This window comes from Sphingobium sp. EM0848, from assembly GCF_013375555.1.
In the GTDB taxonomy this organism is placed as follows: domain Bacteria; phylum Pseudomonadota; class Alphaproteobacteria; order Sphingomonadales; family Sphingomonadaceae; genus Sphingobium.
In genome coordinates, this window is record NZ_JABXWB010000001.1 from 1217257 (window position 1) to 1243003 (window position 25747).

Sequence of the window (25747 nt, forward strand, 5' to 3'; positions counted from 1 at the left end):
CTTAGCCCTCCGCCGTCTGTGCCGTGGGTTGCTCCTCCGACTGAATTGCCTTCAGCCGCCCCAGAACATCATCGCGTGATCCAAAGGTTTCCAGCCGTCCGTCGCGCATCACCATGATCTTGTCGACGACGCCCAATATGCCCATGCGATGCGCGACGATGATGACGGAGGCTTTTCTCTTCTTGAGATCGTCCAGCGTCGCCACCAGCCGCACTTCGCCCTCGGCGTCCAGATGCGCATTGGGCTCGTCCAGAAAGACCATGGGCGGCGCGCCATAGAGCGCGCGCGCCAATCCCACGCGCTGGGCCTGCCCGGCGGAAAGCCCACGCCCGCCCCAGCCAAGCATCCGATTATAGCCGCCCGGCAGATGCAGGATCATATCATGCGCGCCGCTGAGCCGCCCTGCCTCAATGACGGCTTTGTCGATGGCATCGTCTTCACTGGACAGGAAGTTTTGGAACCGCGCGATGTTTTCCTTGACCGTTCCGGCGAACAGCGAAGTATCCTGGGGCAGATAGCCGACAAATGGCGCCAGCCGTTCGGTATCCCAGTCCTGAATGTTCGCGCCGTCATAGCGGATCGATCCGCGCAAGGGCCGTGCCGCGCCCGACAACATCCGCAGCAGGGTCGACTTGCCGGCGCCGCTGGGGCCGACGATGGCGACGACTTCGCCCGGTTCCACGGTGAAGCTGACATCCCCCAATACGGCATGCTCCTGACCGGGGATGAAATGGGTCAGATGCTCGACGGCGATATGCCCCTTGGGCGGTGGGAGGCGGGTGAGGGCAATATCCGCCTCTCGCGCTTCCAGCAGGTCATTCAGCGTTCCATAGCTCGCCCGGGCATGGACGACGCTGCGCCATGCGCTCAGCAACTGGTCGATGGGCGACAGCGCGCGCCCGACAAGGAAGGACGAGGCAAAGATCGCGCCGGCCGAAATCTGGTTGTTGATCGCCAGCCAGGCGCCAAGCCCCAGAGCCAGCGATTGCAGGATCAGGCGGATGAACTTGCTGATCGCGACATAATGGCCGCCCGCGAAACTGGCGTTCGCCTGCAGGGTCAGCATCGTCTGGCGTTCGAGCAGATGGCGGCGCACCAGAGCGTGCCGCATACCGAGCGCCCGGATCACCTCAGCACCGGCCAGCGTCTGTTCCTGACTGACATAGGCCTTGTTCGCGGCTTCGTTCGCCTGCTTCAATGGCCCGTTGGTGTGTTTTTCATTGAGACGCGCGATGTAGAGCAGGGCAGCGCCGCCAACCAGCGCCAAAGCGGCAATGGCGGGATGGATCAGGAAGCAGACGATGACGTAGACAGGGGTCCAAGGAAAATCGAAGATCGACAAGATTGTTGGCCCGGTCAGCGCCTGTCGCAGCGTGTCGAACTCCCGCAGGACCTGCTTGTTCATCGCCTCCCCGGTCGATCCGCGTCCGTTCAGCGTCGTGTCGAGCAGAAGCCCGGCCAACTGGCGGTCCAGCCGGACGCTCGCCCGCACCAGAAGACGGGACCGGACCTGTTCCAGCAGAGACAGGGTGCCGATGACCACCGCAATGATGATCGTCAGAAAGAGCAGGGTCAGCCGTCCCTGTCCGGCAACGACGCGGTCGTAGACCTGCAACATGTACAGTACCGGCCCAATGTAGAGCAGGTTCATCAGCGCGCTGAATATCAGGGAAGACAGGAAATGCCGCCTGCATGATGCCAGGGCCGCTTTCATCGGGGCTGCCGGTACTTGCAGGTCAAGCAACATAAGCGCCCCCCATGCCCCGAAATATCAGGCTATACTCTTCGTCCTATACCCTGTGGCTCAAGTATAATATTTTGGCGATTTCCGGTAAATATACCAATCAGCATAGGCGGCTGTCCTGTGCCGCGTTGGAACAAGCGGTCAGGCCACGGCCAGGTCGATCAGGGCCGCCATGTCGACATGGTCTTCCAGTTGCATGGCGATGGCGTCGAGCGCATCGTTCACAGACGCCTGATAATCGCCCAGCATGGACGTCCCACCCAATCGCTCCAAAAAGGCGGCGCGAAAAGCGGTGCTGGCAAACAGCCCATGAACATAGGTTCCAAGCACGGTGCCATTCATATCCGACGCGCCATCCGACCGCCCGTCATCCATCATGGAAAAGGGCCGCGCGCAATCGCCGCCGCTGGTGACGCCCACATGCATTTCGTAGCCGGAAAAGCCATGTCCCAGCGCAATCCCACTGGTCCTTTCCAGCGTCTTGACCGGCGTAAGCCGCGTTTCGACATCCAGCAGGCCGAGTCCCTCGACACTGCCGGAAGGCCCCTCGATACCGTCCGGGTCCGCGATCAGGCGGCCGAGCATCTGATAGCCGCCGCAAATGCCCAATATCGGCCGCCCGCGTCGATGATGCGCGCGAATGTCGATGTCCCACCCCTGATCGCGCACGGCCTGCAGGTCGGCAATGGTGGCCTTCGATCCCGGCAGGACGATCAGGGCCGCCTCAGCCGGAATCGGCTGACCCGGCGGCACCATCACGACTTCCACGCATGGTTCCAGTTTCAACGGATCGAGATCGTCGAAATTGGCGATGCGCGGCAGGATCGGACAGGCGATCATCAGCCGGTCGCCGGATCGGGCCTGTCCGCGCTCCAGTATGACGGCGTCCTCGCTGGGCAGGCGGGCGGCGGCGGTCAACCAGGGAATGACGCCGAACCCTCTCCAGCCGGTCAGGCGCTCGATATGGCGATAACCATCTTCGAACAATGCGGGATCGCCGCGGAACTTGTTGATCAGGAAACCGCGGATCATCGCCGCATCGGCAGGATCGATCACCGCCTTTGTGCCCGCAATCGCCGCGATCACGCCGCCCCGGTCAATGTCGCCAACCAATATGACCGGCAGCTTGGCAGCACGGGCAAAGCCCATATTGGCGATGTCACCCGGCCGCAGATTGACCTCGGCAGGCGAGCCGGCGCCTTCCACCACCACGATGTCGCATTGCGTCTTGAGCCGGTCATAGCTGGTGAGCACGGCGTCGAGCAATTCACCGCGCGCCGACCGGAAATTCCCCGTACCCAACGCGCCACGCAACTGGCCGTGAACGATAAGCTGGGAGGTGCGATCGGCCTGAGGCTTCAGCAGCACCGGGTTCATGTCTGTATGCGGCTCGACTCGGGCGGCGATGGCCTGAAGCGCCTGCGCGCGCCCGATTTCACCACCGTCCACGGTAACGGCCGCGTTGTTCGACATATTCTGCGGCTTGAACGGGCGCACGCTATAGCCCCGGTGCAGCAGCGCGCGGCAAAGCCCCGCTACCAGCAAGGATTTGCCGACGTCCGAACCCGTGCCCTGAAACATGATTGCAGCCATGGCCCGCTCCTGCATGGCGCAGGCGGCGGTTTCAAGGGACTAGTTTGCGGTCAGCCGAATGCGCTGCGTCGCATATCCACGGCGTCCAGCAACATCCCGCCCGCCATGAACACGCTGCCGGTACAGGCCAGCGCCAGCAAATGCCCGCCCATCCCCGGATATTGCTGCATGTAGACTAGGCCCCGCTCCGTCGCGCCAAGCGCCAGAGCGTAGATGACCAGAAACGCCTCGAACTTGGTCTTGATGGTGAAGAGGCGTTTGATCCGTTCCATCTGTCCCACTCGGTGGCTGGACTCGTGCTATGGCATTAGATCGCCTGAAAGTCGCAAATGGTCAACAAGCGTTAACCATGATTGCTCGATCCGGGCGATCAACCGGGTATCGGCCAAATCGTCGGGTGCGATGGCTTCGGGCCAATAGGCATCGACGATCCGGGCTATTTCGTCCAGCCTGGCCTCATCGGCCAGAAAGCGCGGGTCGATATTGGCCGGGTCGGCCACCACGCGCAGCCGCAGGCAGGCCGGGCCGCCGCCATTGGCCATGGACTGGCGCACATTGACGGGAATGAGGCGTCGGATGGGGCCATTGCCCGCGACCATGGCTTCCAGCCATGCCCACACATTGGGCATGTCACGCGCCTCTGTCGGCAGGACCAGCGCCATGCCACCGTCCGGCAATGTCACCAGTTGCGCGTTGAAAATATAGCTGCGGATCGCATCCGACAGGCTGACGGCGCTGGCCGGAACCTCAATGATCTCCACCGATGGCAGCGAAGCGCGCAGATCGGCGTAGAAGACGTCCTTGTCCGCAAAAGCCTGTTCATGGGTGAAAAGGACATGTTCATTGGCGACGGCCACCACGTCATTGTGGAAGGCGCCCGCCGCGATCGCCTCCTCTGACTGCATGACGAACAATGTGCGCCCCGGATCGAGCTGATGCAGACGCGCGACGGCCTTGCTTGCCTCAATATGTTGGCGGGCGGGGAAGGGGCCACCGGACTGGCCATAGACGAAAATCTCCACGCCCGCTTCGCCATGGCTGTCGCACAGGCGCATATGATTGGCCGCGCCTTCGTCGCCAAAGGGCGCGGGGACGGGGCCATGCACCGCAAAGGCGTCCCGGTCCGAAAAGGCGAGCCGCAATTGCGCCAGCGTCTGCGGCCATTCATGGCTGCGATGCGGCATGGTGACGAGGTTGGCGACGGTCAGATGCGTTCGCCCGTCAGCCGTATCGGCAGCGGGCGAAACCGTTGCGGCATTGGCGGCCCACATGGACGAAGCCGACATTGCCGCTGCCCGGATATGCGCCTCCGCATTGCCGATATCGGTGCCCAATGCCGAGAGCCATGCTCCATCGGGCCGCCATTGCGGCAGAAACAGTCCTTGCGTCAGCCCCAGCCGGATATTGGAGCGCATCTTTTCAATGCCCTGAAGCGCCGCCGCCCTGGGATGGGACACGGCGCCGGCATTACGTGAAGAGGCGAGATTGCCAAGGCTGAGGCCCGCATAATTATGACTGGGACCGATGAGGCCGTCGAAATTGATTTCCCTGACCGTCATGCCCGCTCCGCCATGGTGAAATTCTGCCCCGGTTCCAGACCCAGCAACTCTGCCGAGGCCCGGTCAAGCGAGATCGTGCCGTCATCCCGCTCAGTCACGAAACCGTAGGTACATCGATAATCCGCCAGCAGCCCGATGGCGACCAGCACCTTGTTTCCACCCTTTTCGTGCACGGCGCCCAGCGTAACGTCCGTGGCATGGGCGATGGTCTTCAGGGAGTTGATCTGCCCCACCATGGTCGGGCCGCCATCGAAAATATCGACATAGCCGGGATTGGTGAAACCCTCCGTCTCCAGCATGCGCATCGCGGCGCGGCCATTGGGGTGCGGCATGCCGATCACGCCGCGGGCGCTGTCGGTCAACATGGCCGTATAGATCGGCGTTTTGGGCATCAGGTCGGCGATGAACTGGTTGCCGTTGACGGCGTTGAACTCATCTGCTTCCTGAAAGCTCATGCCGAAAAAGCGTCCGGCCAGCCCGTCCCAGAAGGGCGATCCGCCCGCCTCGTCGATCACGCCGCGCAGTTCCGCGATGATCCGCTCGCCAAAGCGGGCGCGATGGTTGCGGATATAGAGATAGCGGCTGCGCGCGAGCAACAGGCCCAGCCCCTCCGCCCGCTCCCGAGGGTGCAGGAACAGGCCGCCCACTTCGGTCGATCCTTCCAGATCGGTGACGAGTGAGAGCATCTCTGCCCGGAACGTGCGCGACAGTTCCCGGCTATGCTGGGTCAGGACGCCAAGGCGATAGGAGTAGAAGGGCCAGTTCTGCCCGACCTTGCTGAAAATCTGGCAAGTGCCGCGAACCTGCCCGGTCTGACCGTTTTCCAGCACCATGACGATCAGTTCGTCCTCGACACTGTCGGCCTGGCGCGAGAGGGCTTGTTCGGTCCGCTCCAGCTTGGCGGCAAGCGACTTCCGGTCGGGCGGCAGGTTGGTAAATCCGCCCCCGGTCAGCTTCGCCATTTCATAAAGGGCTTGCAGATCGTCGGCCCGCGCCGTGCGCATGAAGAAACTCAAGCGTTCATCCCCTTCATGAAAAACGTCCCTGCGCAATGCGGAGCAGGGCCAGGGCCGAAAGCTGCGCGCGTTCGCCCAGACTGTCGACGATCAGATATTCCGAATCGCTGTGAATATTCCCGCCGCGCACGCCCATGGTATCGACCACGGGCACGCCGCAGGCTGCAATATTATTACCGTCGCAGACGCCGCCGGTGTCCCGCCAGCCAATTGCCAGCCCCATATCCTCGCCGCACTGCCGAACCAGTGAGAACAGCGATTCCGCCTTTGCATCCATCGGCTTGGGCGGGCGGCCGAAATTGCCATGAAGATGAATCTTCACTTCATGGTCGCGGGCAACCCGGCCGATCTCATCGTCCAGCAACTGCCGGGCGGCAATTTCATTCGCGGGCGTTTGCGGCCGGAAATTGACGTGGAGAATGGCATGGTCTGGAACGACATTATTTGGGCTGCCGCCCTCGATCCGCGCCGGATTGCAGGACAGGCCAATACCACTGCCCGCCTTCAGCCTCAGCGCGAGATCGGCAGCAGCCAGCAGGGCATTACGGCCGTCTTGCGGATTGCGGCCAGCATGGGCGCTTTTGCCCGTCACGACGATGGCGAAATTGCCGCTGCCCGCTCGCGCGCCTGCCAGCGTTCCGTCGGGAAGCGCAGGTTCATAGGTGAAGGCGGCCCGTTTTCCTGCCGCCGCCCGCCGCAGCAATGGGGCGGAGGAAGGGCTGCCCACTTCCTCGTCACTGTTGACGATCACCTCATAGCCCAGATTCCGGGCTTCGGGCGCTATCTCCAGCGCGTTCAACGCGGCCAGCATGACGGCAAGGCCGCCCTTCATATCGGCCACCCCCGGCCCGTTCAGCGTCAGTGGGTCGATCCAGCGCAGCGTCTGGAACGCATGATCGGCGGGGAACACCGTATCCATATGGCCGGTCAGCAATATCTGTATTGGTGCATCCGGGCGGACGGCGATGTGAAGATGTTGTCCGTGCGAAAGCTCTGTCAGCCGTCCATCGGAGGCCACTGCCTCGACCCTTCCCGGATCGACCAGGCGAAGCGTGCCCGGCAATATCGCAAAGGCATCGGCCAGCAACCCGGCGATGGTGGCAAGGCCCGCGAGATTGCGTGATCCGCTGTTCACGCCGGCCCATGTTTCAGTCTGTGCGAGCATGGGCGCTTCTGCCGCGCGCGCCATGGCGCCTTGCTCCAACGATGAAATTCCTCTCATCCTCGCGACCCTATCAGAGCGGAGGGAGAGCCTCCACCCCCGTTAGAAAGCGTAAGTCAGGGTCAGGCGGCTGAGCGTGTCGAAATCCCGTGCCGTCAGCAGTGTTTCCGACTCATATTGCACATTATAGGACATTGCCGCCGACCATCGCGTGCTCACCTTGGTTTCCAGCGAAGTCAGGGAATTGATTGAGTAGACGTCGCTTTCCGCATAGCCGGACGCCACTTGCTTGAACACCAGTGTCGGCGCCAACCGCCATGCAAGGTCCATGGACGCACGCGCGCCCAATTTGGTTTCGCGCGCTCCGATCGCATATTTGGCGTGGCGGATGGACGGACCGGCGTCGAGCGAAAGGTCGAGCGGCGTGCTGACCACAAGCTTGTAACCGATGCCGACGGAAGCGGTGTAACGCTCGTCATAGCCGATGGAGGTGTCCCGCTCGAATTGCGTCAGCCCATATGCGAAACCGCGCGGATCGAACTCATAGCGAGGTTCGTAGCTGGCGGTATAGCGTTCGCGTGAGGTCACACCATTGGCGCGCCGATAATCGACACTGGCGGACAATTTATGGGACCATTGGAGGCCGCTGCGTTTCAAGGCGGCGCTGGCGCTGATGCCGATTTCGCTGGTGGAGCCGGTGGAACGGAAGCCGCCGGCCTCGACCTTGCCGGTCCAGAGTTCGGTGAAACGCGCTTCCCGGATCACGGTATCGCGGGTCGCCTTGGTCCGTTCCTTCCAGCTATTGACCATGCGCTGTATTTCATCGGCCGAACCGGGATTGGTCTGCTTGGCGATCTTCGCGACGGTGGCGATTTCGGTTTCATTGCCGTTGGCAATCGCCGCCTCCAGCATTTCGCGCACGGCAGGCGGCAACAACACCGGATAGTCGGCCCATGCCGGCGCCGGAACGAGCAGGGGAAGAAGGGCCAGGCAATAACGCATGGGCCTGCTCATGCCGACATGGCGGCCGATTTTAACCCGCTTTTCAGATCAATGCCCTGAATTCCTGAAGAACGTCGCGATACAGCTTGCGCTTGAACGGCACGATCAGGTCCGGCAGCGATTCGGGATCGGTCCATTTCCAGTCGCGAAATTCCGGATGCTCGGTCTGGATGTTGATGTCGGCATCCGTTCCCAGGAAACGGGCGAGGAACCAATATTGCCGCTGGCCCCGATATTTGCCGCCCCACAGCTTGCCGATCAGTTCGGCGGGCAGGTCATAGAAATGCTCCTCCCGCGCCTTGGCGATGATTTCGACATGGCTATGGTCGATGCCCGTCTCTTCGTTCAGTTCGCGAAGAGCGGCGGCCTTCATGTCTTCGCCATCGTCGATGCCACCCTGCGGCATCTGCCAGGCTTCAACCTTGTTATCGATCCGCTGGCCGACGAAAACCTTGCCATCCATGTTGACGAGCATGATACCGACGCACGGCCGGTAGGCGAGTTCTGAATCATTCGGCATCGAGGCCATCTTAGTCCCTGATCGTTGTCCCGGGCATGCCGGTCGCACACGCCCTTATTGCAGTGCAAGAATAATCAGCGGGAAGCCGCGCGTCCATGGATGAAAATGGCAAGGACGGCGATTTGTGTCCCAAAGGGAATGAACTGCCGCAACGGGCGCTTGGAACCGGCTTGGCCCAATGGCATTGGGGTCGCATGGCCGCTCCCGTCATTCTCTGGTTCCGTCAGGATCTGCGTCTGTCCGATCAGGCCGCTCTGGCCGCCGCAGCCCATGAAGGGCCGGTGATCCCGGTCTATGTGCTGGACGATGGCGCGCCCCGGCAATGGAAGATGGGTGGGGCATCGCGCTGGTGGCTGCATCACAGCCTGAAGAGCCTGAATGAAGATTTGCGCGGCAAGGGGGCCCGCCTGATCCTCCGGCGCGGAGAATCGGCCGCTGAATTAGCCAGACTCGCGAAGGAAACGGGCGCGCGGCGAGTCCACGCCTTGCACCATTATGAACCATGGTGGCGCAATGTGGAAAAGGCGGTCGGGCGGGAACTGGACCTGTGCCTGCATGATGGCGGTCTGTTGTTGCCACCGGGCGCGGTTCGGACAGGTGGGGGCGGAACCTATCGCATCTACACGCCTTTTGCCCGAGCGCTGATGGAGCAGATGCCGCCAGCGATCCCGGTGCCGGCGCCCTCCCATATCGGCGGCCCTTCAACATGGCCCAAAAGCGATTCGCTGAACGACTGGCATTTGCTGTCCGGCAAGCCCGATTGGGCAGCCGCCTTTTCCCGCGACTGGACACCGGGCGAGAACGGCGGGCGCGCCAATGTCGCTGCTTTTCTGGATGAAGCGGCTGACTATGCGGTTGCCCGGAACCTGCCATCGCTGGAGGGAACGTCGCGCCTGTCCCCGCATCTCCATTTCGGGGAGGTTTCGCCCGCTTATGTCTGGCATGAAGTCAGCAAAGCGCCCGGCGACGCGACCATGTTCCTCAAGGAACTGATTTGGCGAGACTATGCGCATAGCCAGATCTGGGCGATGCCAACCTATGGCTCGGAAAATGCCAAAGCGGCGTTCGACGCCATGCCGTGGCGCGACCTGCGGACGGCAGGCGCGGATTTCAAGGCCTGGAAAGCGGGCCGAACCGGCTATCCGATCGTGGACGCGGGCATGCGCCAGCTCTGGACGACCGGCTGGATGCACAATCGCGTCCGCATGATCGCGGCGAGTTTCCTCATCAAGCATCTGCTGATCGACTGGCGCCATGGCGCCCGCTGGTTCTGGGACACGCTGGTCGATGCGAGCTACGCCAATAACAGCGTCAATTGGCAATGGGTTGCGGGCAGCGGCGTGGATGCCAATATCTTCTCCCGCATCATGGCGCCGCTCACCCAATCCGAGAAGTTCGATGCCGCCGACTATATCAGGGAATGGGTACCCGAACTCGCCCATCTGGAGGATCGTCAGATCCACGATCCTGATGCCCATGGCGTGCGGCCGCCCGATTATCCGTCCAAATGCATCGGGCATAAGGAAGGACGCGCACGGGCGCTTGCTGCTTACAGCCAGAGCAAGCCGTGATTGCGGCGCGATAAACCATCAGGCAAAGTGGTGCCATGAACGCAATTGATCCCCGGCGCGGCCGCGCGGCGATTCCGGTTCGACGTCCGCTGGATCGCTACACTCACGGCTGGCTGGGCCGTTGGGTTGGACAGCAATTCCACCGTCTGCTCGACCGGATCGACGAGGGGCTGGAAAAGGGATCGCTCCACGCAATCCTGCCGGACGGGAGCCAGCGGCTGCTGGGTCATCGCGCGCCAGGGCCGGCCTGCGAGGTGCATCTGCTGCGCTGGCGGGCCTTGCTTCGTCTCATCACTGGGGGATCGGCGGGCTGGTACAGGGCATGGGCGCGTGGGGAGTGGACCAGCCCTGACCCCGTTCCGCTGTTCGAACTGTTCATGGCCAATGCCCTGCCTTTGGGCAGTGTCGCCCGGCCCAGCGGTCCAGCGCGCTGGATGGGGCAGGCGGTGCATTGGGCGCGCCGCAACAGCCGCAAGGGATCGCGCCGGAACATCGCCTATCATTATGATCTGGGCAATGATTTCTACGGCCTCTGGCTGGACCGGAACATGCATTATTCCAGCGCCTTGTTCCGCGATCCTCAGGACCGAATTGAAAGCCTGGAACGCGCGCAGCAGCGCAAGGCCGACGCCATCATCGATCGGCTGGGCCTTGAGGAGGGCGCTTCGCTGCTGGAGATCGGTTGCGGCTGGGGCGGGCTGGCCGAGCGGGCGATGGAACGTTGCGCTATCCACTATGACGGCCTCACCCTGTCGGTCGAACAGGCCGAATATGCCCGCGACCGGCTGGGATCGGGGGCGAATATCATCCTGCGGGACTATCGCGATGCCGAGGGGCAATATGACGCCATCGCCAGCGTCGAGATGGTGGAGGCGGTGGGCGAGCGCTACTGGCCCGACTATGTCCAGGCCATTGCTCGTCTGCTCAAGCCGGGCGGCCGGGCCGCGATCCAGTATATCCTGATCGACGATGCGATTTTCGAAGGCTATGCGCGCGGCGCCGATTTCATCCAGACCTATATCTTCCCCGGCGGGATGCTGATGTCAGAAAGCCGGTTCCGGCAACTGGCGGAAGAGCAGGGGCTGCAATGGCGGAATGTCCATCGTTTCGGCGTCCACTATGCGGAAACCCTTCGGCGCTGGCGGGAACGGTTCGATCGCGTCATCGACAAGGGGCAGTTACCCGCCAGCTTCGATCAGCATTTTGTCGATCTGTGGCGCTATTATCTGATGTATTGTGAAGGCGGTTTCCGGGGCGGCACCATTGATGTCGCGCAGGTGACGCTGGAAAAATCCGCCTAACCGACCCGCGTACGATAACCGTCAGGCGTGTCGCTGACGACCAGATCCAAAATAGCCTGCCCCACGACAGTCGGTTCCTTCAGCGTTACCGGATCTTCGCCGGGGAAGGCGCGCGCCCGCATGGCTGTCCGCGTTGCGCCCGGATCAATGATATGTGTACGGATGGCGGAGATATTCTTCACCTCCTCGCCATAGGCGCGAACCAGCGTTTCCAGTGCGGCCTTGGACGCGCCATAGGCCCCCCAATAGGCCCGGGGCTGTGCGCCGACAGAGGATGTCAGGGCCACCACGCGCGCATCGCCGCTTGCCCGGAGCATGCCGTCAAAGGCAGCGATCAAAGCCTGCGGGGCGGCGACATTCAGCGTAAGCAGCCGCGCAAATTCCTTGGCGTCGATGGCCGGAACAGAGGCCAGGCTGCCCAAGGTCGCCGCATTGAGCACCAATATGTCCAGCGCCTGCCAACGCCCCGAAATCGCCTGAGCCAACCGTCCGATGCTTTCACCGTCGATCAGGTCGAGTGGCGCGATGGTCGCATGGCCGCCTGCCTGATGGATGCGGTCTTCCACCTCTTCCAATCCGCCACTGGTCCGCGCCGTCAGAATGACATGGGCACCGGCTGCAGCCAGCGCTTCGGCGGTAGCGGCGCCGATCCCCCGGCTGGCGCCGGTCACAAGGGCGAGCTTACCGGATAGAGTCTGAGTCGGCATGGGAGTTCCCTTAATGAGGGGCGGGAAGAAACCAGTCCGAAGCCGCAAAGCCCCGGACTTGTCCATTCAACGGAGAGAAAAGGCGGTCAGACCACGCGTTCGGCGAGCAGTTCGAGCTGGTTCTGCACCACGGCTTCGTCCTGGTCGGTCAACACGGTCGGATAATCGCCGGTGAAGCAGGCGTCGCAATATTGCGGCCGGATGTCAGCCCGCTTCGCCTCGCCCAGCGCCTTGTAGAGCCCGTCAATCGAAATGAAGGAGAGGCTGTCCGCATGGATGAACTCCTGCATCCCGCCAATGTCCAGGCGATGGGCGAGCAGCTTGGTCCGTTCCGGCGTATCGACGCCGTAGAAACAGCTATGCTTGGTCGGCGGGCTGGCGATGCGCATATGCACTTCCTTGGCGCCCGCTTCGCGCATCATCTGCACGATCTTCAGACTGGTGGTGCCGCGCACGATCGAATCGTCGATAAGGACGATTCGCTTGCCTTCGATCAGCGCGCGATTGGCATTATGCTTCAGCTTGACGCCAAGGTGGCGGACCTTGTCGCCCGGCTGGATGAACGTCCGGCCGATATAGTGCGAGCGGATGATGCCCAGTTCGAAGGGAATGCCCGATTGCTGGGCATAACCGATGGCGGCCGGGACGCCGCTGTCGGGCACGGGGATCACATAATCCGCCTCGACCGGATTTTCGATGGCGAGCTGCGCGCCGATCGCCTTGCGGACCGAATAGACGCTGGAACCGTCGACGATCGAATCCGGGCGGCTGAAATAGACATGCTCGAAAATGCAGGGACGCGGATGGTTTTCGCCGAAGGGGCGATGGCTGCGCACTTCGCCGTCATGGGTGATGATGACGAGTTCGCCCGGATCGATGGACCGGACATGTTCCGCGCCGACCACGTCGAAGGCGACGGTCTCGGACGCGAAGATCGTCGAATCGCCCAGCTTGCCCATGACCAGCGGCCGGATGCCCAGCGGATCGCGGCAGGCGATCATCCCTTCGGACGTCATGACGATCAGCGAATAGGCTCCTTCGACCTGCTTCAGCGCGTCGATGAACTTATCGAGCAACGTCCGATAGGTAGAGGTCGCGACCAGATGGATGATGACTTCGGTGTCCGAGGTCGACTGGAAAATGGACCCGCGCCGGATAAGCTCGCGGCGCAGCTTCATGGCATTGGAGATATTGCCGTTATGCGCGACGGCGAAACCGCCGGAACTCAGCTCCGCATAAAGCGGCTGAACATTGCGGAGCGACGTTTCGCCAGTCGTTGAATAGCGCACATGACCGCAGGCAGCGCTGCCGGGCAGGCCCCGAATCACTTCATCGCGGTCGAAATTGCCGGCCACATGGCCCATCGCCCGATGGGTATGGAAATCATGGCCGTCCCAGCTGGTGATGCCGGCGGCTTCCTGACCGCGATGCTGAAGCGCATGAAGGCCAAGCGCAACCATGGCGGAGGCGGTTTCAGCATTGAAAACGCCAAAAATACCGCATTCCTCACGCAGTTTGTCGTCGTCGAACGGGTTCGTCGTAAACATGGGTTTTTGATGGTCCACTGCCAATCCTGTCCGCCCCAATGGGGTGGCTTTCGCGCGCATATAGTGTGTCGAGGACGATTTGTCGCCTGTCTGTCACAAAAAAGGGGCGGCGAAATGGGAAATCGCGGTTTACCGCCGATGATATTGGGAAAAGGTGCACTGGCCTTGCGGCATTTGGAAAGCTAATAGCCTTTCCCATGCATCGCTTCGCCAATCCTGCACGCTTCCTCAAAATTGCCCGACCGATGACGGTCTGGCTGTTCTGGCCCGGACTTGCCCTGCTGCTGATCGGGGCCGGTTGCGGCCTGTTCGTGACCCCGGCTGATTATCTTCAGGGCGATACGGTGCGCATTCTCTATATTCATGTGCCTGCGGCCTGGCTGGGCATGGGCGGCTGGACCGGGATTGCCGTGGCCGCGCTGATGCAGCTTGTCTGGCGCCATCCTCTTGCCGCCGTGGCCGGTCGCGCGATTGCCATGCCCGGCGCTTTCTTCACGGCCATCTGCCTTATCACCGGGTCGATCTGGGGACGGCCCACCTGGGGAACCTGGTGGGAGTGGGATGGGCGCATGACATCCATGCTGATACTCTTCTTCCTGTACCTTGGCTACATCGCGCTCGCCAATGCCAGCGCGCGGCAGGGCAATGGCGGGGTCAGCCCCGTGACCGCCATTTTCGGACTGGTCGGCGCGATCAACCTGCCCATCATCAATCGGTCGGTCGTCTGGTGGAACAGCCTGCACCAGGGACCCAGCATCACGCTCCGCGGATCGAGCATCGATAGCGCACTGCTCTGGCCGCTTGGTTTCACGCTGATCGGATTCACCTTGCTTTTCGCCGCGATCGTGTTGATGCGCATGCGCGCCATTCTGGCGCAGAACAAGATCGAAGCGCGGATGCAGCGTCTGGCGCGGGGGTGAGGGATGAATCAGTGGGCTTTCGTGATCGGCGCCTATGCGCTGACCTTTTTGGGAACCGGCCTCATCAGCCTGCTGAGCTGGCGGGCGATGCGCGACGCTGAAGCCGGGGCGCAGCAACTGACGGACAGGTCGTGAAGGTCCAATCATGAAGGCAAAGCATCAGCGATTGATCCTTGCGGTCGTGGCGCTCGTCGCGCTGGTCGCGGCGGGGCTGCTGGCGGCGTCCGCGCTTAAGGACGAGGCCGCCTATTTCTATACGCCCAATGACGTCAAGACAAAGGGCGTCGAGCCGGGCAAGGCAATCCGGCTGGGCGGCATGGTGGTCAAGGGCAGCCTTAAAAAGGCGCAGGACGGCGTCACCATCCATTTCGACGTCACGGACGGCAAGGCCACGGTTCCGGCCAGTTTCAAGGGCATCACGCCCGATCTCTTCCGTGAAGGATCAGGCGTCGTGGCTGAAGGCGCGTTCGAACGGAACGGCACGTTCCAGGCCACCAATCTGCTGGCCAAGCATGACGAGCGCTACATGCCGCGCGAATTGCAGGGCATGCAATATGACGAAAAGACCCACAAGATGAAGGCGGAACAGTGAGCGGGGAACTGCGCGGATGATTGCTGAGGCTGGTCTGGCCGCGCTGTGGCTTGCTGCATCTTTGGCGCTGCTTCAGCTTGCGCTGGCGGCGATCGGCCTGGCAGGCGGTAAAAGCGAACTGCTGGGTGCCGTCCGACCTGTCGCGGTAGCGCAGGGCGTGCTGACGGCGATTGCCTTTGCGTTGCTGATCACGCTGTTCCTGCGATCCGACATGTCGGTTCTGCTGGTCGCTACCAACAGCCATTCGATGAAACCCTGGCTTTACAAATTCGCCGGCACCTGGGGCAATCATGAAGGCTCGATGCTACTCTGGGTAACGGTGATGGGTGTCGCGGGAGCAGCCGTCGCCCTGTTCGAGCGGGCGCTGCGGCGAGAGACGCATATGGCGACGCTGGGCGGGCAGGCGGCGATCAGCCTGGGCTTCTACGCCTTCCTGCTTTTCGCCTCCAATCCCTTTGCGCGGATCGATCCGCCCCCGGCCGACGGACAGGGGCTGAACCCACTGTTGCAGGACCCCGGCCTCGCCTTTCATCCGCCGACGCTTTACCTTGGCTATGTCGGGCTTTCCGTCGCTTTTTCCTTCGCCGTGGGCGCGTTGCTGACCCGGCAGGTCGACGCCGCCTTCGCTCGCGCCATGCGCCCCTGGGTGTTGGGGGCGTGGATATTGCTGACGCTGGGCATCACGGCAGGCAGCTATTGGGCCTATTATGAATTGGGCTGGGGCGGCTGGTGGTTCTGGGACCCGGTGGAGAATGCCTCGCTCATGCCCTGGCTGGCCGCGACGGCCCTGCTGCATAGCGTGACCGTGCTGGCGACACGGGATGCATTGCGCGCCTGGACGGTGATGTTGGCCGTGATTGCCTTTTCGATGTCGATGGTGGGGACGTTCCTTGTCCGCTCCGGCATCCTGACCAGCGTGCACGCCTTCGCCGTCGATCCACAGCGCGGCACGTTCATTCTCGCGCTGCTCGGCATCTATATCGGCGGAGCGCTGGCCCTGTTCGGCTGGCGGGTGGGCGCGGTACGCGAAGGCGCGCCCTTCGAACTGGTCAGCCGGGAAACCATGCTGGTCGTCAACAATCTGCTGCTCTCGGTGATATTGGGGCTGGTGCTGATCGGAACGCTTTATCCGCTGATGACCGAGGCTTTCGGACATAAGGTATCGGTGGGCGCGCCTTATTTCGACCGGATTGCCGGGCCTATCGCGCTGACACTGATGATCGTGATGATCCTTGGACCGCTCACTCGCTGGCGGCGGGACCGGATGCGGGAAGTGACCCGGCGGATCGCGGTTCCGCTGGCCGTCGGAACGATCGTGCTCGTTTCTCTCGCCATACTCGCCTGGGGGACGATCGGTATCCTGCCCTTCCTTGGGCTGGTGATAGCGCTGGCGGTCGCGGTTGGGAGCGTGGCGCCGCTTTGGAAGCGTAATCTGCGCCGGACACCGCTCTTCACCTGGGGCATGGTGATCGCGCATCTGGGCTGCGCGGTCAGCCTGGCGGGGATGGCCTGCGACTCGGCCTTCACGGTGGAGAAGCTGGTGGCCGCACGGCCCGGCGACGTGGTGGAGACGGCGGGCTGGACGCTTCGCTTCAAACAGATACTGCCGGTTGCCGGTGATAACTGGACCGCGCTTCAGGCCGATATGGAAGCGAGCCGGGGCGGCGGCGAGCCAGTCCTGATGCATCCGCAGTCGCGCTTCTTCGCCTCGCCGCCGACCACGACGACGGAGGCCGCGTTGCTGACGCGCTGGAATGGCCAGCTTTATGTGGTGCTGGGTCAGGAGGCGGATGCAGGCCGCTGGCAGCTCCGCATCTGGTGGAAGCCCTTTGTAACGCTGATCTGGTTCGGGGGGTTCCTGATCGCGCTGGGTGGAGCCATGGCGCTGATCGGGCGCGAGCGGCGCGGGTGGCTGCTCAAATGGCGCGCAAGAAAGGCCGAGGAGGCTTTCGCATGAGGAAGCTGCTGATCTGGCTGCCGCTGCTCCTGTTTCTGGGCTTTTTCGGACTGTTCGCGAGCGGGCTGCTGCATCCTGATGATCGGATCATAACCTCGAAGCTGGTGGGCAAGTCGCTCCCGGCCTTCGCCCTGCCACCCGCCGCCAGCGACCGGCCACCGCTGGCCAATACGCAGCTCGCCACCGGCAAGCCGCGCCTGCTCAACATCTTCGCCAGCTGGTGTGTACCCTGTGCCGCCGAAGCGCCGCAACTCATGGCGCTCAAGCAGGCCGGGGTGGAGATCGATGCCATCGCCATTCGCGATGCCCGGCCTGATGTCGACGCCTTCCTCAAGCGTTATGGCAATCCCTATGCCCGCATCGGCCTCGATGCGCGGAGCGAAGTGCAGATCGCGCTGGGGTCCTCCGGGGTGCCGGAGAGCTTCGTCATCGATGGGCAGGGCCGGATCGCTTACCAGCATGTGGGCGATATCCGCGCGGACGATGTGCCGATGATCCTCGACCGGTTGAGGAGCGCGCAATGAGGGTGCTGCTGGCCTTGCTGGCACTGATGCTGAGTGCCCCCGCCTTTGCGCAGTCCGCCCTGCCGCCCGCGCCCTATGCCGATCGCCAGATCGCCGACGCCGCGCTGGAAAAGAAGGCCCGGACGCTGATGGAGACGATCCGCTGCCTCACGTGCCAGAGCCAGTCGATTGCCGACAGCAATGCCAGCATGGCGGGTGATCTCCGCTCGCAAATTCGCGAACGCATCATGGCGGGCGAGCAGCCCGAGCATATCCGTGCCTGGCTGATCGAGCGCTATGGCGACTGGGTGAGCTACGAACCGACGGCGGAGCCGATCCTCTGGCCGCTCTGGGCCGCGCCGTTGCTGTTTCTGGGGCTGGGGCTGCTGATCCTGCGCGGCCGAATTAAACGGAGGCGGCCATGACGGGATGGATTATCGCGGCCACTCTGGCGATGGGGACTCTGGCTGCGATCATGGCGGTGGGTCGGATTCCGCGTTCGGCCTGGGAAATCACGGCGGCGGCTCTGCTGCTCGGCCTTGCGGGCTATGCGTGGCAGGGGCGACCCGGCCTAACCGGCGCGCCTCGGCAGGCGGAGGAAAAGGGCGGCGCAGCCTTTGACGAGAAACTGGCCGAGCAACGGCGCGGGATGGCGGAGCGCTATGGCAAGGCAGGCCAGTGGCTGCTGCTCTCTGACGGCCTGGGACGGCAGGGCAAGACGAAGGAAGCGGCCAATGTGCTGCTTTCGGGGCTGCGGGAAACGCCGGACGACCCCAATTTGTGGCTCGGCTTCGGCAATGCGCTGGTCGCACATGCGAACGGCGTGCTGTCGCCCGCGGCGGACTTTGCCTATCGGCGGGCCTTGGCGATCGATCCGCAAGGCCCGGCGCCCCGTTATTTCTATGGCCTGGCGTTGGCGCGTGCAGGACAGTTGAAGGAAGCTCGCACATTGTGGGCGCCGCTTGCCGCCAGCGCGCCCGAAGGCAGCGAAATCCGGAAGGAACTGGAAGGCAATATCGCGCGTATCGACGCGATGCTGGGATCTCAAAGCCCGTAGGGATGATCAAAGCCGCGGCGGCACATTGCCTAGACCCTGGAGCCATGATAGGGCGCGGCGGTTTGCGGGGGCTTATGGAATGACAAGACGGGCCGCTTCCCCGTTCGGGTGTCCAAAGATCATGACAATTCGGCATTTTCTCCATGGCTGACGCGACCACCACCGGCGCCGTGGATACAGACGACAGCGCCCATGATCATGGCCATTCCGGGCAGAAGGCGACCCTGAAGCTGGTGGTCGGCGCCATCGGGATCGTATTCGGCGACATCGGCACCAGCCCGCTTTATGCCTTTCGCGAAACCTTTGCCGGTCATCATCATCTCGACCTCGACCCCGATCATATATTGGGCGTCATCAGCCTGATGTTCTGGTCAATGATGCTGGTGGTGACGCTGAAATATGTCACCATCATCATGCGCGCCGACAATAAGGGGGAGGGCGGCAGCCTGGCCCTGCTGGCGCTCATCAACGGCCAGACCAAGACCCAGCGATGGTCGCGTGGCATCATCCTGCTGGGTGTGTTCGCGACTTCGCTTTTCTACGGCGACTCGATGATCACCCCGGCCGTGTCCGTGCTTTCGGCGGTGGAGGGCCTTGCCGTCTATCATTCTTCGCTGGCGCCGTTGATCCTGCCGGCGGCGGTGATGATCCTGCTGGGGCTGTTCTGGATCCAGGGGCTGGGGACGAATCGCGTCGCCTCGCTCTTCGGCCCGATCATGCTCTTCTATTTCCTGACCATCGCCGTGCTGGGCATCATCAGCATCGTCAAGACGCCGGGCATCCTCCACGCGTTCAATCCCTATTGGGCGTTCATGTTCTTCGTCACCGATCCGCTGCCCGCCTTTCTGGCGCTGGGCGCGGTCGTGCTGGCGGTGACAGGGGCGGAAGCGCTCTATGCCGATATGGGGCATTTCGGCCGCAATCCGATCCGGGTGTCCTGGCTTGCCTTCGTCCTGCCCGCATTGATGATGAATTATATGGGGCAGGGCGCGCTGCTGTTCCGCGAAGGTTCGGCGGCGCTGCACAGCCCCTTCTACTATCTGGCGCCGCAATGGGCACAGCTGCCGCTGGTCGGCCTTGCCACGCTGGCGGCGATCATCGCCAGCCAGGCCGTGATTTCGGGTGCTTTCTCCGTCACCCAACAGGCAATCCAGCTCGGCTTCATGCCGCGCCTGCGCATTGCCCATACCAGCGCGTCGACAGCGGGACAGATTTACATCCCCCTCATCAACTGGGGGTTGATGGTCATGGTCATCCTGCTGGTGCTGGTGTTCCAGACTTCCTCGAACCTGACGGCGGCTTATGGCATCGCGGTCACGGGCGCGATGTTCATCGACAATGTGCTGCTGACAGTCGTGCTTTATCGCTTGTGGAAATGGCGCTGGTATTATTCGGCTCCGCTGCTGGCGGTACTCTTCTTGGTCGATGGCGCCTATCTGGCGGCAAATCTGACCAAGGTGCCTGCGGGTGGATGGTTCCCGCTGCTGATCGGCTTCGTCATTTTCACGCTGTTGACGACATGGTCACGCGGGCGTCGGCTGGTACAGGACCGCCTGCGCGAAGCGGCTATGCCGATCCCGGTCTTCGTGGCGTCCGCGGCCAACAGCGCCGTCCGCGTGCCGGGGACAGCCGTGTTCATGACGTCGACGCCCGATGGCGTGCCGCATGCGCTGCTGCATAATCTCAAGCACAACAAGGTGCTGCATGAGCGGGTCATCCTGCTGACCGTGAAGATCAAGGATGTTCCCGTCGTAGAGGATGACGGCCGGTGCAGGCTGGAGGATCTGGGACGGGGGTTCTTCCGCCTGGTCCTGCAATATGGCTTCATGCAGGAACCCGATGTGCCTGCCGCGCTCAAGAACATCACCGGCTGTGGACAGGCGTTCAAGATGATGGACACCAGTTTCTTTCTGGCGCGGCAGACGTTGCTGCCCTCGGCCAAGCCGGGCATGCCGCTCTGGCGCGAGAAGATCTTCGCCTGGATGCTGCGCAATGCGGAAAGCGCGATGGAATTTTTCCGCCTGCCGACGAACCGCGTGGTCGAACTGGGCAGTCAGGTCGAAATCTGAACGCAATGAAAAAGGGCGCGGCGTGATTGCCGCGCCCTCTTGTTCGGGACAGACGGGGTGGATCAGGCCGCGTCGCGGTCCTTGCCGCTGATATCGACCAGTTGACCGCCATTGATGGCAATCTTCTTGGGCTTCATCACTTCGGGGATTTCGCGCACCAGTTCGATGATCAACAGGCCGTCCGCCAGATCGGCCTTCTCGACCCGAACGAAATCGGCCAGTTCGAAGCGGCGCTCGAAGCTGCGGTTGGCGATGCCGACATGCAGGAAGCGCGAGCGGTCGCCGCCTGACGATTCTTCCTTCCGGCCCGTCACCTGGAGCAGGTTCTGCTGGGCGGTGATCTCGATCTCATCGGTGCGGAAACCCGCTACGGCGAGCGTGACGCGATAGCGATCTTCGGAAAGCCGTTCGATATTGAAAGGGGGATAATTATCGCCCTGCTGCAACCGCGCATTATTTTCGATGAGGTCGAACAGACGGTCGAAGCCCACGGTCGAGCGGCGATAGGGTGTCAGGTCAAAACCACGCATTGTCATAATCTCTCCAAAGAGCAAAATGATCTTGCCGGACCCAAATACTGGCATCCGGCGGAACGCTGCCCGGCCCCGAAAGGCGGCCGGACAATGGGGATATGGTTTGACGCCAGGCGGTTTCAAGACGGGGAAAGCGATTTGCGGCGCACGATACGGAAGCCGTCCGCGCGTGGCGTCATGGACGAAACGCCTTGATTGACTATCTCTGGAGGGCATCGACCGATCTGATGCAATGCAAAAGAAAAGTACCCGGGCCGTGTTTTTCACGACCCGGGTACTAATGGACGATTACTCGTCTCCCCCTTGGCCTGCCTCAACCGCTTCTTAGCCCCCTAAGCTCGAAGCGGGATGCAGTATCCCTGAACCACGGCCATTTACCTGTGCTTCGAAGCCTGTGCTATGGGCTGCGCAGGCGGCTGTCACGGGCTATTTCGGCGCGCCGTGATTTTCCCCAACAGGCTGTGGCGTCCGTGCAACAATCCGGCAGCGCTTGCCGTAGGTCCAGAGCATGCTAGACGGACAAGCCATGTCCCCATCAAGAGGCCGTTCCGCGCCGTCATGATTCTATCCCGATACGAACGCATGATCGCCAAGCGATATTTGCTGCCCGGCAAAGGGGAGGGATTCATCTTCCTCGTCGCCGGGATCAGCCTGGTCGCGGTGATGCTGGGCGTCGCTGCGCTCATCATCGTCATGAGCGTGATGAACGGCTTTCGCGCCGAGCTTTTCGACAAGATCGTCGGCCTCAACGGTCATGCCGTGGTTCAGGGCTATGGTGGGCGTCTGCCGGACTGGAAGGCGGTGCTGAAGGAAGCGAAGGCGACACCGGGCGTCACCAGCGCCACGCCGCTGATCGAGCAGCCCTTGCTTGGCAGCTTTCAGGGCCGGGTCGAGGCGGTGCTGGTCCGCGGCATGACCGTGAACGACATCCGGAACAATGCAACGCTCAAGGCCAAGGTTGTTGCGGGGAGCCTCAACGCACTGACACCCAATAGCGGCAAGGTCGCGATCGGGTCGCGGCTGGCGGAAAATCTGGGCATCCAGATGGGTGACAGCATCACCATCATCAATCCTGCGGGTCGATCCACGCCCTTCGGCACGGTGCCCCGTCAGGTATCCTATCAGGTCGCCGCGATCTTCGAAGTCGGCATCTACGACTATGACAAGGCTTTCGTCGTCATGCCGATGGAGGATGCCCAGACCCTGCTGCTGCTGGGCGATGTGGTCGGCATGATCGAGGTCCAGACGGTCAATGCCGATCAGGTCGGCGCAATATTGGAACCGCTGGCGGGGAAGGTGGCTGGTCGCGCGGTCGTCACGGATTGGCGCCAGATGAACGCGTCCCTGTTCGAGGCGCTGGCGGTAGAACGGGTCGCGATGTTCGTGGTCCTGTCGATCATCGTGCTGGTCGCAGTGTTCAACATCCTCTCATCGCTCATCATGCTGGTGCGCGCCAAGACGCGGGACATCGCCATATTGCGCACCATGGGTGCGAGCCGGATCGGGCTGGTCAAGATTTTCATGACCGTGGGCGTCACCATCGGCACGCTGGGCATGGCGGCGGGCATGGTTCTGGGCTTCACCTTCCTCTTCTTCCGGCAGAGCGTGGTGAATGCGATCCAGTTCCTCACCGGGCAGAATCTCTGGGATCCTTCGATCCGCTTCCTGACCGAATTGCCGGCCAAGCCCGATCCGGTGGAGATCGCCATCATCTGCCTGATGGCGCTGATTTTCAGCTTCCTCGCCACACTCTACCCGGCGTTCAAGGCCGCCAATACCGATCCTGTTCAGGTGCTGCGCTATGAATGACATATTGAAGGTCAGCGGCCTCAAGCGCAGCTTCACCCAGGGCGGCGTCACCATCGAGGTGCTGCGCGGCGTTGACCTTTCGGTCGGAACGGGGGAAATCGTGGCGCTGCTGGGGCCATCGGGATCGGGCAAGTCGACCCTGCTTCAGGCGGTGGGTCTGCTCGAAGGCGGCTTCGACGGGTCGATCCGCATCGGTGGAGAAGAAGCGGCGAAGCTAGACAATGACGGGCGGACCCGGCTGCGTCGCGATGCGCTGGGCTTCGTCTATCAATTCCATCATTTGCTGCCGGACTTCAACGCCATGGAAAATGTCGTGCTGCCGCAGGTCATTCGCGACGTGGATATGGGGACAGCCCGCGTCCGCGCGGAATCCCTGTTGGGATCGCTGGGCCTTGGCCATCGCCTGGAACATCGACCGAGCCAGCTATCGGGCGGCGAGCAACAGCGCGTGGCCGTGGCCCGCGCGCTCGCCAACCGGCCTGCTCTGGTGCTGGCGGACGAGCCGACCGGCAATCTGGACGAGCGGACTGCCGATATCGTGCTGGCCGAATTCCTCCGGCTGGTGCGGGAGGAGGGGTCGGCCGCACTGGTCGCGACCCATAATGAACGGCTGGCCGAGAAGATGGACCGTGTGGTCCGTCTTCACGAAGGCCTGCTGGAAGATGGTTCAGGCCACATGTGAGGCCGCATCCCGGACCGTCGCGGTGACGATCCGGTCGCGGCCCTGACTTTTGGCGCGAAGCAACGCCGCGTCGGCGGTTCGCAGCAGCGTCTCGGCGCGGCCGTGATCGGGGAAGGCGGCGAGCCCGAAGGAAGCGGTGATCAGCCCCAATTCCTCACCCCGATGTTCGACGCGCAAATCCTGCACCTTCTGCTGCACTGTCCGCGCGCGATCCAGCGCCTGGTCCAGCGTGAATCCGGGCATGAGAAGGACGAATTCCTCGCCGCCCAGGCGGAAGGCGCAATCCTTTTCGCGCAGCGCTTCATTCAGCACGGCGCCCACAGCCTTCAGCACCGCATCACCCGCATCATGACCATGATCGTCGTTGAAGCGCTTGAAATGGTCGATGTCGACCATCAGGCAAGCCATCGGTTCATTCCGGCCTTCCGCTGAAGCAATCTGTTCCTTGAACACGGCATCGAAAAGGCGGCGGTTGGCGAGGCCCGTCAGCGGATCGGCCATCGCCATCTGCCGCAGCACGTCCCGCAAGCGCAGATTGGAGAGCGCAAGGCCGATATTTTCCGCCAGCATCTCCAGATATTTTTCCGTGCGGCTGATCTGATCGGCGGTCACACCCTCGGGCTGCTCGAAATAGAGCAAGCCGATACTCTCGCCCTGCGCCGTCAGTGGGATGCAGATGGTGGCGATGGCCACTTCGCCGCCGAGATGTTCACAGGGGATGTCGATCAGTTCACCCGTGGGCTTATGGGTCTGCCCCCGACGCAGCGCCCAGCAGGCGGAAGGCGCAAATTCATGACCCTGCGACTGGTGCGGTTCAAGCCAGGCGCAGGCCTGAACCATGGCATTGCGACGCATGTCCTGAATGTAGAGGCGCCCCGCAAAACCCGGCGCGATTTCCGGCGCAAAGCGGCCGACCACTTCGACCAGATCACCGATGCTGTCGCAACCCTGCAAACGCTGCGTCATGCGCGAAAGCTGGTCGCGGGTTATGCGGTCTGCGTCGCGCTCCTGCTCCAACCGCTGCCGCTCCAGCCCATTTTCACGGAAAATGCGCACAGCCTGCGCCATGTCGCCAATCTCGTCGACCTGTGGGAGTTCAGGCGGGATCGCCGCGAAGTCCTGCGCCGCCAGCCGCGTCACCACATCGCTCAACCGCACCACCGGCCGCAATATCCGCTGCTTCAGGATGAAATACAGCACGCACAGGAACAGCAGCGCCGTCGCGCCCAGCATGAGTTCGGACATGAAGCGCCATTGCCGGGCGGTATCGGTCGCCTGCCGGACGGCGGTTTCCGTTCGCTGGTCCAGCATATATTGGAACTTGCCGATTTGCGAGCCGATGCGATCCAGTTCACGGCCATATTCATCGCCGAACAATATCCGGCGCGCGGTTTCCCCATCGCCCTTTTCCGCGGCCTTGATGGCGGCTTCCTGCTCGTCGGCCAGCGCGTCGGCCCAGTGCAACGCCTGCTTCAGCGCCGCCAGTTCGCTGAGATTGGCGCCGGCATCCCGGACATGGGCCACGCGCTGTTCGACCGAACGCTCTTCGGCTCGTTCCCGGCGATAGGCGATGACGTGCGTGGGATCTCCGGTGATCGCAAAGCTGCGCGCCTGTTCGCTCTGGCGGAAGGTGTCTTCCTCCAGCGTGGCGGTCATCTGGTCGAAGGCGGCCCGCTGCTCGACGGCGGCGCGCTCCCGCTGTTCGGCGCCGGACGCCATCAGCATGACTGTGCCTGACGCCAGCGTCAGGATTACGGTGGCGCCATAGGCCCAGTTGGTGATCGTGGATAAACGCATGACCCGCTTTTAGCCCCCAAATCTTGGCTATGAGTTAACCATCGGTTGGTTCGGGAGTTTCTTCCACGCCGCCGTTAATTTACCCACGACTTTCTTGAGGAGAGGG

The 25747-nt window shown here is 62.6% G+C and carries 24 protein-coding genes; 12 read left to right on the top strand and 12 right to left on the bottom strand.

The window, feature by feature from the left end; translation table 11 throughout:
• Position 1 precedes the first annotated feature (1 nt).
• The 8 genes from HUK73_RS05790 to HUK73_RS05825 form a co-directional block, all read right to left on the bottom strand.
• Positions 2-1714, bottom strand: coding sequence for a type I secretion system permease/ATPase (locus HUK73_RS05790; protein ID WP_255326208.1), 1713 nt, complete (start codon positions 1712-1714; stop codon positions 2-4).
• 171 nt (positions 1715-1885) lie between these two features.
• Positions 1886-3337, bottom strand: a complete 1452-nt coding sequence (locus HUK73_RS05795; protein WP_176591043.1) for a cobyric acid synthase — start codon at positions 3335-3337, stop codon at positions 1886-1888.
• Between the two features lie 50 nt (positions 3338-3387).
• Entirely contained in the window at positions 3388-3609 is a 222-nt protein-coding gene (locus tag HUK73_RS05800; protein ID WP_176591044.1) for a hypothetical protein, read from the bottom strand.
• A 27-nt stretch (positions 3610-3636) separates the two neighbouring features.
• Positions 3637-4896: an N-succinylarginine dihydrolase gene (locus HUK73_RS05805; protein WP_176591045.1), complete on the bottom strand. Its 1260-nt coding sequence runs from the start codon at positions 4894-4896 to the stop codon at positions 3637-3639.
• The gene (locus tag HUK73_RS05810) at positions 4893-5912 is read right to left on the bottom strand and encodes an arginine N-succinyltransferase (RefSeq protein ID WP_176591046.1); all 1020 of its coding nucleotides are present in this window, start codon (positions 5910-5912) and stop codon (positions 4893-4895) included. The genes HUK73_RS05805 and HUK73_RS05810 overlap by 4 nt, the downstream gene beginning before the upstream one ends.
• A gap of 13 nt (positions 5913-5925) precedes the next feature.
• Positions 5926-7134 (bottom strand): hydrolase, encoded by a 1209-nt coding sequence (locus tag HUK73_RS05815; protein WP_176591047.1) that lies wholly within the window; start codon positions 7132-7134, stop codon positions 5926-5928.
• 42 nt (positions 7135-7176) lie between these two features.
• Entirely contained in the window at positions 7177-8076 is a 900-nt protein-coding gene (locus tag HUK73_RS05820; protein WP_176591048.1) for a YdiY family protein, read from the bottom strand.
• Positions 8077-8119: 43 nt separating this feature from the next.
• Entirely contained in the window at positions 8120-8605 is a 486-nt protein-coding gene (locus HUK73_RS05825) for an RNA pyrophosphohydrolase (RefSeq protein WP_176591049.1), read from the bottom strand.
• A 185-nt stretch (positions 8606-8790) separates the two neighbouring features.
• Between HUK73_RS05825 and HUK73_RS05830 the strand changes: the two genes are divergently transcribed.
• Entirely contained in the window at positions 8791-10167 is a 1377-nt protein-coding gene (locus HUK73_RS05830; RefSeq protein ID WP_176591050.1) for a deoxyribodipyrimidine photo-lyase, read from the top strand.
• A 35-nt stretch (positions 10168-10202) separates the two neighbouring features.
• Positions 10203-11468 (top strand): cyclopropane-fatty-acyl-phospholipid synthase family protein, encoded by a 1266-nt coding sequence (locus HUK73_RS05835; protein WP_176591051.1) that lies wholly within the window; start codon positions 10203-10205, stop codon positions 11466-11468.
• Here the strand turns inward: HUK73_RS05835 and HUK73_RS05840 are convergent.
• Entirely contained in the window at positions 11465-12175 is a 711-nt protein-coding gene (locus tag HUK73_RS05840) for an SDR family NAD(P)-dependent oxidoreductase (RefSeq protein ID WP_176591052.1), read from the bottom strand. The genes HUK73_RS05835 and HUK73_RS05840 overlap by 4 nt on opposite strands.
• Before the next feature lie 86 nt (positions 12176-12261).
• Positions 12262-13722 (bottom strand): amidophosphoribosyltransferase, encoded by a 1461-nt coding sequence (gene purF / locus HUK73_RS05845; RefSeq protein ID WP_176591053.1) that lies wholly within the window; start codon positions 13720-13722, stop codon positions 12262-12264.
• A 197-nt stretch (positions 13723-13919) separates the two neighbouring features.
• Here purF and ccmC point away from each other — a divergent pair, with 197 nt between their 5' ends.
• The 8 genes from ccmC (at position 13920) to HUK73_RS05880 (ending at position 20820) form a co-directional block, all read left to right on the top strand.
• The gene (gene ccmC / locus HUK73_RS05850; protein WP_176591054.1) at positions 13920-14642 is read left to right on the top strand and encodes a heme ABC transporter permease CcmC; all 723 of its coding nucleotides are present in this window, start codon (positions 13920-13922) and stop codon (positions 14640-14642) included.
• Positions 14643-14645: 3 nt separating this feature from the next.
• Positions 14646-14777, top strand: a complete 132-nt coding sequence (locus tag HUK73_RS26690) for a hypothetical protein (RefSeq protein WP_255326209.1) — start codon at positions 14646-14648, stop codon at positions 14775-14777.
• Between the two features lie 10 nt (positions 14778-14787).
• Positions 14788-15234: a cytochrome c maturation protein CcmE gene (gene ccmE / locus HUK73_RS05855; protein ID WP_176591055.1), complete on the top strand. Its 447-nt coding sequence runs from the start codon at positions 14788-14790 to the stop codon at positions 15232-15234.
• 16 nt (positions 15235-15250) lie between these two features.
• Positions 15251-17191, top strand: coding sequence for a heme lyase CcmF/NrfE family subunit (locus tag HUK73_RS05860; protein WP_176591056.1), 1941 nt, complete (start codon positions 15251-15253; stop codon positions 17189-17191).
• Positions 17188-17715, top strand: a complete 528-nt coding sequence (locus HUK73_RS05865) for a DsbE family thiol:disulfide interchange protein (RefSeq protein ID WP_176591057.1) — start codon at positions 17188-17190, stop codon at positions 17713-17715. Before HUK73_RS05860 ends, HUK73_RS05865 begins: the two co-directional genes overlap by 4 nt.
• On the top strand, positions 17712-18119 hold the full coding sequence (locus tag HUK73_RS05870) for a cytochrome c-type biogenesis protein (RefSeq protein ID WP_176591058.1): 408 nt from the start codon (positions 17712-17714) through the stop codon (positions 18117-18119). The genes HUK73_RS05865 and HUK73_RS05870 overlap by 4 nt, the downstream gene beginning before the upstream one ends.
• Positions 18116-18751 carry a cytochrome C biosynthesis protein gene (locus HUK73_RS05875; protein WP_176591059.1) on the top strand — a complete coding sequence of 212 codons (636 nt, stop codon included), beginning with the start codon at positions 18116-18118 and terminating at the stop codon, positions 18749-18751. The genes HUK73_RS05870 and HUK73_RS05875 overlap by 4 nt, the downstream gene beginning before the upstream one ends.
• Before the next feature lie 143 nt (positions 18752-18894).
• Complete coding sequence (locus HUK73_RS05880) at positions 18895-20820, top strand: potassium transporter Kup (protein WP_176591060.1); 1926 nt, start codon at positions 18895-18897, stop codon at positions 20818-20820.
• Positions 20821-20882: 62 nt separating this feature from the next.
• Here the strand turns inward: HUK73_RS05880 and HUK73_RS05885 are convergent, their stop codons facing one another.
• Entirely contained in the window at positions 20883-21350 is a 468-nt protein-coding gene (locus tag HUK73_RS05885) for an Hsp20 family protein (protein WP_176592837.1), read from the bottom strand.
• Positions 21351-21911: 561 nt separating this feature from the next.
• Between HUK73_RS05885 and HUK73_RS05890 the strand changes: the two genes are divergently transcribed.
• Positions 21912-23162 (top strand): lipoprotein-releasing ABC transporter permease subunit, encoded by a 1251-nt coding sequence (locus HUK73_RS05890; RefSeq protein ID WP_176591061.1) that lies wholly within the window; start codon positions 21912-21914, stop codon positions 23160-23162.
• A complete protein-coding gene (locus HUK73_RS05895; protein ID WP_176591062.1) occupies positions 23155-23844 on the top strand; it encodes an ABC transporter ATP-binding protein in 690 nt (229 codons plus the stop codon). The genes HUK73_RS05890 and HUK73_RS05895 overlap by 8 nt, the downstream gene beginning before the upstream one ends.
• On the opposite strand, the gene HUK73_RS05900 is transcribed toward HUK73_RS05895, so the two are convergent.
• A complete protein-coding gene (locus HUK73_RS05900) occupies positions 23830-25641 on the bottom strand; it encodes a diguanylate cyclase (RefSeq protein ID WP_176591063.1) in 1812 nt (603 codons plus the stop codon). The genes HUK73_RS05895 and HUK73_RS05900 overlap by 15 nt on opposite strands.
• Between the last annotated feature and the right edge of the window lie 106 nt (positions 25642-25747).